This is a genomic window from Salinimicrobium sp. TH3, assembly GCF_026676115.1.
Classification (GTDB): Bacteria; Bacteroidota; Bacteroidia; order Flavobacteriales; family Flavobacteriaceae; genus Salinimicrobium.
In genome coordinates this window covers 244,612-258,052 of the sequence record NZ_JAPONB010000003.1, presented here as the reverse complement: position 1 = coordinate 258,052, position 13,441 = coordinate 244,612, and the positions used below count along the sequence as shown (strand labels likewise).

Sequence of the window (13,441 nt, the reverse complement as noted above, 5' to 3'; positions counted from 1 at the left end):
GCCATTAGTTTAGTTCAAGTACCATAGATGATTTTCCTGAAACTTCCAGACTATCACTTAAAGAAACCTGCTCACCTGAGATAACGTCTTTCCCCGAGGTCGATTCTGCTAAACCTTCAGCAAAACGTTCAAGATCGAGGTTTTGATCTTCAGGATTGTTGTTGATAACCACCATTACCCTGTCGTTTGCATTATATCTAAAATAGACATAGACATTGTTCTCGGGAATGTACTGCAACAATTTCCCGGTATGTAATACTTCGTTGTTTTTGCGGTAATTCAGCAGTTTTTTAGTGAAAGAATGGTATTCATTCTGCTGCTGAGTCCTCCCGGCTTCATTAAAGGCATTTTGAGAATCCCCTTCCCAACCTCCCGGGAAATCTCTGCGAATGTCGCCATCACCTTTTGCAGGTTTGTCTCCACGCATTCCAATTTCATCTCCATAGTACAACTGCGGAATTCCACGGGTGGTCAAAACCAGTGTCATAGCGAGTTTATATTTGTCAACGTCTCCGTCATATTGTTCATTGATACGATTTGTGTCATGATTTCCCGAAAAAACCAGCAGATTGTAGATGTCCTCATAAAGGAAATCATTGGCGAAATTGTCATATGCCCTAACCATCCCGCGGTCCCAGCCCATATCATCTTCATTGAACATGCTCATTATGGCATCGTGCAGCGTAAAATCCATTACCGAAGGTAAATGAGAATTAAAACTCTGGATAGCTCCTACGGGAGAATCTTTTTGCCAGTAAGATATCTGCGCTTGATCATGCATCCATACCTCTCCTACAATATTGAAATTAGGATATTCATCCATCACAGCTTTTGTCCACTTTGAGATCCCGTCCTTATCATTATATGAGTAGGTATCTACTCTAAACCCATCCAGGCCTGCGTATTCAATCCACCAAATGGCATTCTGCGTCAAATAGTTCAACACCAATGGATTACTTTGATTAAGATCGGGCATTGTCGAAGTAAACCAACCGTCTTCATTCAATTCTGTATCAATTCCAGATCTGTGAGGATCAAATTGGGTAGTCATACGATAGTTGGAATTCTTATAACCGGGAAACTGGTGAATCCAGTCATAAGTTGGTAGATCCTTGATCATCCAGTGCTCTGCGCCCCAGTGATTAGTAACATAATCCATGATAAGGTCCATATCCCGCTTCTCCATTTCTATAGCAAGGCGCCGATAATCTTCGTTGGTCCCAAAACGGGGATCAACTTTGTACACATCACTTTGCGCGTAAGTATGATAGGAATATGCAGGATCGTCATCCTCAAGTAATGGCGTGGTCCAGATGGCAGTTATTCCAAGATCTTCAAGATAATCGAGGTTTTCAATTATTCCTTCAATATCCCCACCGTGGCGGCCTCCCGGATTACTGCGATCTGCTTTTTCCTGAAGATCGGGATGGGAATCATTTGAAGGATTTGCATTTGCAAACCTATCGGGCATTATAAGGTAGATGGCATCTGAAGCATCAAATCCTTCGCGAAGCGCAGAATTCGGATCGCGCTCTTTGAGTTCATAACTGTAAGAGAAGCCTTTTTTCCCTTTTTTGGAGAACCTGATGTCATAGCTTCCTGGCGGCAAACCTTCAGTTTGCACCGTAACAAACACGTAATTCGGATTTTCGGTCTTATTCACATTGCTAATCACCATTTCCTTAGGTGCCGAAACAGTATATTCAGCAATATTTTTTCCGTAGAACATTAACTGCACTTCAGAAAGGTTCATGTCGCTCCACCAAAAAGGAGGTTCCACCTTTTCTATTTGTGCGGTTAAGGAAAGACTTATGAGGAACAAAAAGGAAAAAATAAGCTTCTTCATATTTGATATTTTAGACAGTTACCGGCACACTTGGCTCTACCTTTACAGGATTTCCTTTTACAAGGATTTCCAGGGTTTCATTGCCTTCCAGGGTGAAACTGGTTTTTTGCGGCGCCACATTTATTTTTAGAATCTGGTTCCTAAAGTTGAGTTTGAAGGAGTAGCTATCCCAACCATCGGGTATTCTTGGATTGAAGGAAAGCTTTCCATCTACCACGCGCATCCCGCCAAATCCTTCTACAATGCTCATCCAGGTTCCCGCCATACTTGTAATATGACAACCTTCCTTCACCTCGTTGTTGTAATCATCAAGATCCAATCTTGAAGTTCTTAAATAAAATTTGTAAGCTTGTTCCATTCGGCCCAAAGCCGCTGCCTGGATACTGTGAACACATGGAGACAGTGAGGATTCATGCACGGTCAATGGTTCATAGAAATCGAAATGTTTTTCCAGGTCTTCTTTGGAGAAATGATCTTCAAAGAAATAGAATCCCTGCAATACATCTGCCTGTTTGATGTAACACGAACGCAAAATACGGTCCCAGCTCCACTTCTGGTTGATGGGGCGCTGGGAAGCAGATAATTCGGAAACCGGAATGATCTCCTTATCCAGAAAACTATCCTGCTGCATGAACACCTTATATTCTTCGGAATAAGGGAAATACATCTTTTCAGAAATTTCTTTCCACCCTCCAATTTCAGTATCACTCAGTCCTGTCTTATCCAGTATCCGCTTATGATCTGAAGTATATTCTTTTTCCACTTTTTCCAAAGAGGCCATACAATAATCTATACACCATTTAGCAATATAATTGGTATACCAGTTATTGTTCACATTGTTCTCATACTCATTTGGGCCGGTTACTCCCAGGATAACGAACTTATCTTTCTTTGTGCTGTAATTAGCTCGCTGTTGCCAAAAACGTGCAATAGCGATCATTACTTCCAGCCCTTTTTCAGGGATATAACTAAAATCTCCGGTGTAGTCAACGTATCTTTTAATAGCAACAACCATTGCCCCGTTGCGGTGGATTTCTTCAAATGTGATCTCCCATTCATTATGACTTTCCTCGCCATTCATAGTCACCATTGGATACAGGGCTGCTCCATTGGAAAAGCCTAATTTTTTGGCATTTTCAATGGCCTTGTCCAGATGGTTATATCTATAGGTAAGCAGGTTCCTTGCCACATGTTGATCTTTGGTAGCCATATAAAAAGGAATACAGTAGGCTTCAGTATCCCAATAGGTACTACCGCCATATTTTTCTCCTGTAAAGCCTTTGGGACCAATATTTAAACGTGCATCTTCCCCAAGGTAAGTCTGGTTTAGCTGAAAAATATTAAACCTGATCCCCTGCTGAGCTTTTACATCACCTTCAATGGAAATATCGGCCATTTCCCAAACAGATGCCCAGGCTTCTTTTTGCTCCTGAAGAAGTTTTTCAAATCCGGCTGAAACTGAGGCATCAAGAACAGAACTGGCCGCATTTAAAAGATTCGGGCGCTTGTGATTCATGTCTGTAACATACCCGCCGAACTTATGAAGGGCCACTTTTTCACCTTTTTTGACATCTGTGGAGTACCTGAAGATAATCTTTTCATCAAAACTGACTTCTGTAGGCTCCAGGCTCAGACCTTTTCCATTTTTAAACAGCCTTGACTGCATATAAGCGGTAGCATGAAATTCTGTTTTTAAGGTTTTAGCTGTAATGAAACCTCGCTCCCCATCTGTCTTGACTTCCAGCGTTTCCCAGAACTTCTCTTCCCAGTTGGCATCTTCATTAGTAATTCCACTATCCAGATAGGGCTCAAAAATGACAGTTGCATCTCCATTTTTCACTTCAACTTCATAGTTGATCACACCGAGCTCATTTCTTTTTAAGGAAAGAAACCTTGTTACTTTCACTGCAACCAACAGGTCATTTGGCATAACCGCAGTGAAACTACGTTCATACCAGCCCTCTTTCATATTGAGTTCTCTTCGAAAATCCATGATTTCCTTACAGGTAGCGAGATCTAGCGCTTCCCCATTAATGAATACATTGATCCCAATCCAGTTTGGTGCATTGAGCACTTTTGCAAAATATTCGGGATAACCATTCTTCCACCAGCCCACTTTTGTTTTATCGGGGTAGTAAACTCCCGCTATGTAGCTTCCCTGAAAAGTATCACCGGAGTAATACTCTTCAAAATTTGCTCGTTGTCCCATCGCTCCGTTTCCGAGGCTAAAAAGACTTTCGGAAGCTTCTACTCTCTCTGCATCAAATCCTTCTTCCAGAATTGACCAGTTATTCGGTTTTATATAATCCTGATTCATTTGTTTATTTTCTAACGATTTTCTCTATAAATTCTATGTCTACTCCTGTGAAATCGGAGAAGATATGATCCGCTTCTTTCAGGATCTCCCTATCTCCTATTCCTATGCTTGTCATTCCCGCCAGGTTTGCCGCTTCAACCCCAGCTACAGAATCTTCCATAACTATACATTCTTCCGGAGCCATTCCCAGTTTTTCAGCAGCAATTAAAAAAACTTCAGGATTAGGTTTAGCCTTGGTCACATCATTACCATCGACTATACCCTTGAACCGGTGCTCAATTTTGAGACCTTTTAAAATAGGTCTCGCATTTTTGCTGGCAGAACCCAGGGCAAAAGGAATGTTGTTTTCTGTCAAATAATCCAGCACTTTTTTAACTCCTGGGAGAAGGTCTCCCTCATCCATATGGGCTATTTTTGCCAGGTAATCTTCATTCTTGGAGCTCATGAGCTGCTGAAATTCTTCTTCGGTCACTGTTTTATTCCCCCAGCCCAATATTTGCTGCAGGGAATGCACCCTGCTCACACCTTTTAATTGTTCATTTTGTTCAAGTGTAATATCAAATCCAAGGTCGTTGGCCATTTTTCTCCACGCCAGATAATGAAATTTGGCTGTGTCGACTATTACCCCATCCAGGTCGAATATTATTCCTTTTGTATTATTCATGTATATCTAATCTCTTATTTGTGCGCACTCTCAACGTCAATAGCCCTGCCAGTATCATGGAAAAGCCTCCTACTATAAGTGCATATACCGGTTGATTTGAAAAAAATTCCTTTACTATATAACCTAATATTGTTGCAGCTACTATTTGCGGGATCACGATGAAGAAATTGAATACCCCCATGTAATAACCCATTTTTGCCGAAGGCAAAGACCCTGACAACATTGCATAAGGCAGTGAAAGAATACTTGCCCATGCGACTCCCACTCCCACCATCGATAACAGAAGTCCTGCTTTACTCGACAGAAAGAAGATTGAAATAAGACTAATTCCCCCAATAGTGAGTGCAAGAAGGTGGGTGAATTTGTTGCTGGTTCGCTTGGCCAGTACCGGCAAAAGAAAAGCTACTGCAGCAGCAACACCATTATAAACTGTAAACATAACCGGCACCCAGTCGGCTGCATCGTTATAAAGCTCCGAAGTAGGATCTGAAGTTCCAAAAACGTGTCCTGTTACGGCTGCTGTAGTATATATCCAAAGGGAAAAAAGTGCGAACCAGGAAAAGAACTGCACCCACGCCAGTTGCTTCATCGTGTCGGGCATGTTGAGCATATCGGTAACGATCACAGTAAATCCATTCCTTATTTTTTGCTTTCTAAGCATTGAAGTGATCATAAAGAGAACACCCACCACAATTAATCCCACAAAAAGAATGTACAATTCCTTGGTCAGGTCATTGCTAAATATGTACCAGCTTACTGCAGTCCCAAAAACAAGCATTCCCAGTCCATAATACAACTGCTTCTTAATATTCAATTGTCGTTGTTCAGCAGTTTCCTGTACAGGTGCAATTTTTTTATCGGCCTTTTCAAAGGCCGCCAATTCTTCGGGAGAATATTCCTTCGATTTTACTACTGTCCAGATAACGGCAAAAAGGAAAACAATACCTCCTACATAGAACGACCACTTAACCGAATCTGGGATTACACCTTCGGGAGCAGTATTACTTATTCCCAACCAGCTGGAAAAAACGTAAGGCAAAAGAGATCCCACTACAGCTCCAATTCCAATAAAAAAACTTTGCATGGCAAAGCCAAGGGTTCTTTGTTTGGCAGGTAAGTTATCCCCAACAAATGCGCGGAAGGGTTCCATTGAAATATTTATGGAAGCATCCATGATCCATAAGGTACCGGCTGCGATCCACAAAGTAGGCGAATTGGGCATTATGAATAAGGCAATTGAAGAAAGAATGGCTCCAGCCAGGAAATAAGGTCTGCGGCGCCCCAGTCTCGTCCAGGTGCGGTCACTAAAATATCCTATTATTGGCTGTACCACAAGCCCGGTAACAGGCGCAGCGATCCACAGAATAGGAATTTGATCCACATCTGCTCCAAGGGTTTCAAAAATTCGGGAAGTATTGGCGTTTTGCAGAGCAAAACCAAACTGTATTCCTAGAAATCCGAAACTCATATTCCAGATCTCCCAAAAACTCAAAGTGCGTTTTTGCATTATCGTATTATTTGATTACGATAAGCTTTTAGACTTATCAAAACTTTTAAAGGGGAAGTAGAAATATAAGTTTTGATAAAAATCCTGTCAAAGATAGGAAATAAATTTACACTGTAGCTTTTTTTCTCTTCTGTGTAGATTCCCGCTCCACCAAACTTGTTTTCACGATAGCTGTCTGGTACTCCTCATCTGTAACTGTCTTTTCGATTCGGTCTATGAGTAATTCGGCAGCCTTAGCTCCCATATCGGCCCCGTGCTGGTTCACGGTACTTAAGCTGGGAATGAACCTTCGGGAAAGTTCCCCGTCAGAAAAACTAAAAACAAGCACATCTTCGGGTACAGATAAACCTTTGTTCAATAAAGCTTTTACTGCACTTGTAGCAAACTGTTCATTCACAGCAAAAACCCCGTCGATCTCCCTTGCTCCAAGGAATTGAGAGATAGCTTCATGGCTGTTGTCTACGTCTTCTATTTTTAGGATAAGATCTTCATCTAATTCAACATCATTACCTCTTAAGGCTCTTAAATATCCTTCTGTTCTCAATTTTCCTACACTAATATAGTCTACAGTGGTAATAATTGCTATCCTGCGGCAGCCATTATCAATAAGATGTTGTACTGCATCCCGGGCGCCGTCGCTATCATCAATAATAACCTTGTCACATATGATTTCATTAACCACCCTGTCCACCATTACTACAGGCATCCCCTGACTTATCACCTCCTGCAGGTGGTGGTAATCCCCTTTTTGCTGAGTTTCCTTGGCTACAGAAAGGATAAATCCATCGGTGCTTCCATTAGCCAGCATTTCCAAGTTCATTACCTCCCTGTCAAAAGAATTGTTCGATAAACAAATGAGAACGTTATATCCCCGTTTATTTGCCACTTCCTCCACCCCTGTAATAACAGTAGCAAAAAAGTCGTGAACGATCTCGGGAAGTACCAACCCTATTGTTCTTGTTCTCCTGTTCTTAAGGCTTAAAGCAATATTGTTGGGTTTGTAATTATACAGCTTGGCAAAGGCCTGAATTTTTTGCCTGGTTTCATCACTTATTTCAGGACTGTCGCGTAAGGCTTTTGAAACTGTTGAGACAGACACATCTAGTTCCCTTGCAATTTGTTTTAAAGTTAGTTTTGGTTTCATTATTAAAGGATCAAAATTCAAGACCGGTTAAAAATGGTAAATCTATTATAATTTACTGTTAAATAAAGATTATGATAAAGTTTTCAACACGAAAACGTTTTCGGGCCCCTCCCTGCTTTATTTAATACTCCTTTATCTTTTTAGAATGCCTACTTTTATTCCGGGAAAGTAGAAATATAAGGTTAAAATAAGTAAAACCTAACAAAGCAAATTTTATGAGAACATTTATTAAAAGCACATTGCTCATGTTATTGATGCCAATGAGCTTTTTTGCTCAATCTACTGTTAGCGGTATTATTACCGAAAGGGATACCGGAATGCCTATTCCAGGTGCTAACATAGTAATTAGAGGTACCACAACAGGTACCACAACAAATTTCGATGGGGAATACACCCTTGAAGGAGTTAATCTTGATGATGTGATTGTCATATCATATGTTGGATTTGCTCCCCAGGAGATTCCCTATACAGGCCAGGAAACTATTAATGTACAACTAGCCCCCGATACTGCCATACTTGAAGAGGTAGTGCTAATTGGGTATGGTTCGACCAGAAGGCAGGATGCTACCGGTGCCGTTCAACAAATCTCCACCGAAGATTTTAATCAGGGCTCTATAGTTTCACCTGAACAGTTGATCCAGGGAAAATCTGCCGGGGTGCGCATTACATCCAGTAGTGGAGCACCAGGTGGTGAAACTGAAATAAGGATTCGTGGTGGTTCCTCTCTCTCTGCCAATAACTCTCCACTTATTGTTGTTGACGGAATTCCCTTAGATCAAAGAGGAGTACAAGGGGTGAGAAACCAATTGAATGCCATTAATCCAAACGAAATCGCCGATTTTGTGGTATTAAAAGATGCATCAGCTACTGCTATCTACGGTTCGAGGGCTTCGAACGGGGTAATTCTTATCACTACTAAAAAAGGGAAAAAGAATTCTGACCTAAAATTTGAATATGATCTTAAAGCTTCTGTTGGAGAGATCGTAGAGACAGTTGATGTCCTTGACGCCGACCAGTTTAGAAATCTTATTGAAACCACTCCGGGTACCGATGTAAGCCTCTTAGGAGATGCGAATACAGATTGGCAGGATGAGATCTACCAAACTTCAGTAGGTGCTATTCACAACTTCACAGTATCCCAGGGTCTTGATAAATTCTATTATAGAGTAAATTATAACCACACCTCTCAAACAGGGGTTTTAAAGACAGATCTTTATCAAAGGAATGCTTTGAACACAGCCTTGAACTATGATCTTTTGGACAATGACCTAAAACTTACGTTAACTGCTAAAGGAAGTATTGCTCGTAATGACTTTGCAGACGAAGGAGCAATTGGTGCCGCTGTAAATTTCGATCCTACTAAGCCGGTATATGATGAGAACAGCCGCTATGGTGGTTTTTATGAATGGACCAATGCTGATGGTGTTGCACTGCAACAAGCAACCCGTAATCCACTTGCTCTTTTAAAACAATATAACGACGAAGGAGAAACTAAACGTGTAATCACCAATTTTAACGTAGATTACAGAATTCCATTTGTAGAGGATCTTCGTTTTAACTTAAACGCGGGGCTGGATTATGCAGAAAATGATGGATTTAACTTTCGCCCTACCTCATCTGCAGTTGTTCTTCAAAGCATAGCAGATGAAGAGATTTACTGGGGAATGAACCGTAACCAGCTTTTGGATTTCTATTTCAACTATAAACCCTATATCGAATCGATAAACACTGCTGTTGATCTTACTGCGGGGCATTCTTATCAGGAGTTTTTCATCTCAAGTCAACAGAGGTATACCGATGCTGCAGTAGAAGGAGGCTGGGTTTTAAATCCAATCACTATAGACAGAAATGCCCTTGAATCTTATTTTGCAAGAGCAAGTTTTGATATAGACGATAAGTTCCTTGTTTCTGGTAGTTACAGGATGGATGGTTCTTCCAGGTTTAGTGAAGACAACCGCTGGAGCTCCTTCCCTGCTGTTTCTGTAGGTTGGAAGATCAATAATGAAGATTTCCTAAAGGACTCGGGGGTTTTAACCGAACTTAAATTAAGAGCTGGATATGGAGTAACAGGTAACCAGGAGATTGGAAGCAACTATGGATACATTGGAGTATATACTCCTAGTGAAAGAGGTGCCAGCTACCAGTTTGGAAACCGCTTTTATCAAACCCTTCGTCCCGAAGAATATGACAAGGATCTTCAATGGGAAGAACTGCAGACTTACAACGTAGGTATTGATTTTGGCTTTTTCAGTGACCGCTTAACAGGTAGCGTAGATGCCTATCACAGAACCACCGAGAACCTTCTTGCTGAAGTGCCGGTTCCTGCCGGAGCTAACCTTTCGGACAGATTGATAACCAATGTGGGAGAAACAGTAAGTAAAGGTCTTGAAATTGGATTGAATGGAGATGTGATCCGCACAGATAAGATAAGCTGGAGCCTTAATTACAATATCACTTTTCAGGATCTTGAAATCACCAAATTATCATTGGGAGAAGATCCAAACTTCTTTATTCCGCAGGGAGAAATTAGTGGAGGAGTTGGTAACATGATCCAGATTTGGAAAAAAGATATTGACCCAACCACTTTCTTTGTGTACCGCCAGGTGTATGATCCAAACGGTGATCCAATTGAAGGGGCGTATGTAGATGTAAATGGAGATAATACCATTACAGAAATTGACCGTCAACCTTACAAAAAAGGTTCTCCAGACTTCTTTATGGGCTTAAGCAGTAACTTCAACTATAAGGATTTTGACTTCAGCTTTACCTGGAGAGGAAGCTTTGGAGGATATATGTACAACAATATGCAGTCTGCAACAGGATTTAGAGGAGCAGGAACTGTTACTCCGCAGCCTTATTATTCAAACTTTAACGCAAACGTTCTTGAAACAGATTTTGATGAAAGTCAATTCTTCTCAGATTATTACGTGCAGAGTGCAGATTTCGTAAAATTGGATAACGTTTCTATTGGATATTTAATTGCCGGGGACAAAGTCGATTTCAGGGCTTCGTTAACTGCCAGCAATGTTTTGACCATTACAGACTACGACGGTCTTGACCCAGAGATTTCGGGAGGAATTGATAACAATTTCTACCCAAGACCCCGAACTTATACTGTAGGTCTTAATCTAACTTTTTAGAGAATAAAAAACTATGAACATGAATAACAAAATAAAATCATTCTTTCTCATTTTCCTCGGCCTTACAATTTTGGGGTCGTGTGAGAGCGAATTAGATCTACAACCAGAAGATAACCGGCAGGTGCCCGGCCAATTGCTTCAGGATCCAGCTGCTTACAAGCAGTTCTTAGCCAAATTATATGCAGGGCTTGCAGTGAGCGGGCAGGAAGGACCTGCCGGGGAACCAGACCTTTTGGGGTTAGATGAAGGTTTCTCGCAATACCTGCGTCTTTACTGGATGTTGCAGGAGCTTCCTACAGATGAAGCCCTTATAGGCTGGAACGATGGAACCATCGCCGACCTTCACGGACAAAACTGGACATCAGGAAACGAATTTATTCGTACCATGTATTCAAGGATCATGTATCAAATCGCACAGGCCAACGAATACATTCGCCAGTCAAGTGATGAGAGCTTAAGTGCAAATGGAATTCCCGAAGATCAAATCTCAGAAATTCAGAAATTTCGTGCAGAGGCAAGATTTTTAAGAGCTTTAAGCTACTATCATGCCATGGACCTTTATGGAAATCCTCCTTTCATCACCGAAGAAAGTCCTGTTGGAGCTTTCCTTCCTGAACAAATTCAAAGAGCAGAACTCTTTAATTATATCGAGAGTGAACTTTTGGATATTGAAGATAAGATTGTAGCTGCAGGACAAAACGAATATGGACGTGCAGATCAAGCTGCTGTTTGGACCCTTTTAGCAAAGCTTTATCTAAATGCTGAAGTGTATACCGGTACTGCAAGATATTCAGATGTTCTCACTTATACTCAAAAGGTAATCGATGCAGGTTATGTGCTGGTTGATGACTACCAGAAACTTTTCCTTGCAGACAACGATGTAAACGGGGCTCAAAACGAGATCATTTTCCCAATTAGATTTGATGGTCTCAACACCAACTCTTATGGAGGTTTGACCTTTGTTATCCATGCCTCAATTGGTGGTGATATGGATCCAGCTGAATTCGGAGTGAATTCCGGATGGGCAGGATTAAGAACAACTCCCGAATTTGTAGGTCTATTCCCTGATGGAGCCGATTCTGCAGATGAAAGGGAAATGTTCTACACTGAGGGTCAAAGTCTTGAAGTTACCACTATTAGTGACTTTACAGATGGTTATGCCGTAGGCAAATTTAAGAATGTAGACGTTGATGGGAACCAGGGAAGTGATGCTACAGGGGAACATGTAGATACAGATTTCCCACTCTTTAGATTAGGAGATGTTTACCTCATGTATGCCGAAGCTGCTTTTAGAACCAATACAAACATGACACAAGCATTAGCCTACGTTAATGAACTTAGGGAAAGAGCCTATGGAGAAGGTAATGGACTTATTTCTGCAAGTGATCTTAGCCTTAATTTCCTTATTAATGAAAGAGGAAGGGAATTATATTGGGAAGCACACAGAAGGACAGACCTAATCCGTTTTGACAGGTTCACAGAAAATGGAGTTTGGGCATGGAAAGGTGATGTTCCCCAGGGAACAACCACTGCTGCTTTTAGAAACATCTACCCTATTCCAGCTTCAGACTTAGGAGTAAACACCAATCTAACACAAAATCCAGGATACTAATATTATTATAAAATGAAAACAATGAAAAAATTATCAATATTACTATTAGCTTTTGTTGCTCTCATAGGTTTTAATGCCTGTACAAGCGATGATGATGTGGTATTCATCGCGCAACCCGACCCAGAAGGGATTGCTTTTGTCAACTCATTCTCACCAGAGTATATTTTGACAAGTTCTACTGCAGAAAACACTGTGGAAAGATTTGTATGGAATGAGATAGATCTTGATGTACCTACAAATATTAATTATGATGTACTGGTATCAACATCTGAGGATATGACTGACCCCGCATTACTTGGAAGTACAGCAGGAACAAATCTTGCTGTAAAAGTGAAGCAACTTATGAATTTCGCTACTGAAGAAGTTGGACTGGACAACGACCCGGAAACTGAGGCTCCAAACACAGGAACTATGTACGTTCAGGTAGTAGCTACTGCCGGTACAGGTGGTGAAATGGTACATGCTTCTGAAGTGAAAGCCTTAAATGTTGTTATTCCTGAAACAGCAGGAGAAGAAGAGGAAGTCTTCTTGAACTTCTTCCTTGTTGGTGATGCTACTGCTGCAGGTTGGAATCCTGATAATAACAATACACCGTTGTTCAGGGATGCTGAGAATGAAAATATTTTCTATTTCACCGGAAGATTTGATGGAAGTGGAGATAAGGAAGGATTTAAACTTATTGAGATTCTTGGTCAGTGGCAACCACAATGGGGGCTTGACAATGGAAATCTAAGCAATAGTATAATTTTAGGCGGAGATCCATCAGCTTTTCCTGTTGATGCAGATGCCTACTATAGCCTAACAATGAACGTTGATGAGATGACCTATTCATTTGAACCCTATGATGAAAGTGGTGCTGCAACTTATGATATGATTGGTTTAGTTGGTGAAGGAACAACAGTGGGTTGGCCAAGTGATGATAATCCGACGCCAGATATTCTTTTAACTAAATCAACTTTTGATCCTCACATCTGGTATGCTCAGGATGTTGAACTTTCAGAAGCAGGAATTAAATTCAGAGCTAACCAGGATTGGGCAGTAAACTGGGGTGGAGGTGAAAACTTCCCAAGTGGTCAAGCCACTGGCGATGACATTATAGTTTCAAAAGCAGGAATTTATAATGTTTGGTTCAATGATATCACCGGAAGATATATTTTTATCGAACAGATTCCAGCTGAATAAGCTGCTATCCTAATGTAAAAAAGGGCTGC

General features: G+C 41.0%; 8 protein-coding genes. 3 read left to right on the top strand and 5 right to left on the bottom strand.

Annotated elements, in window-relative coordinates:
- Positions 1–4: 4 nt before the first annotated feature.
- The 5 genes from OU683_RS06890 to OU683_RS06870 form a co-directional block, all read right to left on the bottom strand.
- Positions 5–1,846 carry a glycoside hydrolase family 13 protein gene (locus OU683_RS06890; protein WP_268136593.1) on the bottom strand — a complete coding sequence of 614 codons (1,842 nt, stop codon included), beginning with the start codon at positions 1,844–1,846 and terminating at the stop codon, positions 5–7.
- 10 nt (positions 1,847–1,856) lie between these two features.
- Positions 1,857–4,163 (bottom strand): glycoside hydrolase family 65 protein, encoded by a 2,307-nt coding sequence (locus tag OU683_RS06885; RefSeq protein WP_268136591.1) that lies wholly within the window; start codon positions 4,161–4,163, stop codon positions 1,857–1,859.
- 4 nt (positions 4,164–4,167) lie between these two features.
- Positions 4,168–4,827, bottom strand: coding sequence for a beta-phosphoglucomutase (gene pgmB / locus OU683_RS06880; RefSeq protein ID WP_268136589.1), 660 nt, complete (start codon positions 4,825–4,827; stop codon positions 4,168–4,170).
- Positions 4,820–6,334, bottom strand: a complete 1,515-nt coding sequence (locus OU683_RS06875) for an MFS transporter (protein WP_268136587.1) — start codon at positions 6,332–6,334, stop codon at positions 4,820–4,822. Before OU683_RS06875 ends, pgmB begins: the two co-directional genes overlap by 8 nt.
- Positions 6,335–6,440: 106 nt before the next feature.
- On the bottom strand, positions 6,441–7,478 hold the full coding sequence (locus tag OU683_RS06870; protein ID WP_268136585.1) for a LacI family DNA-binding transcriptional regulator: 1,038 nt from the start codon (positions 7,476–7,478) through the stop codon (positions 6,441–6,443).
- 215 nt (positions 7,479–7,693) lie between these two features.
- Between OU683_RS06870 and OU683_RS06865 the strand changes: the two genes are divergently transcribed.
- The 3 genes from OU683_RS06865 to OU683_RS06855 are packed head-to-tail and all read left to right on the top strand — an operon-like array spanning position 7,694 to position 13,412.
- Positions 7,694–10,618: a SusC/RagA family TonB-linked outer membrane protein gene (locus OU683_RS06865; RefSeq protein WP_268136583.1), complete on the top strand. Its 2,925-nt coding sequence runs from the start codon at positions 7,694–7,696 to the stop codon at positions 10,616–10,618.
- A gap of 19 nt (positions 10,619–10,637) precedes the next feature.
- Positions 10,638–12,230 (top strand): RagB/SusD family nutrient uptake outer membrane protein, encoded by a 1,593-nt coding sequence (locus tag OU683_RS06860; RefSeq protein ID WP_268136581.1) that lies wholly within the window; start codon positions 10,638–10,640, stop codon positions 12,228–12,230.
- Between the two features lie 21 nt (positions 12,231–12,251).
- Positions 12,252–13,412, top strand: a complete 1,161-nt coding sequence (locus OU683_RS06855; protein ID WP_268136579.1) for a SusE domain-containing protein — start codon at positions 12,252–12,254, stop codon at positions 13,410–13,412.
- The last annotated feature ends 29 nt before the right edge of the window (positions 13,413–13,441 follow it).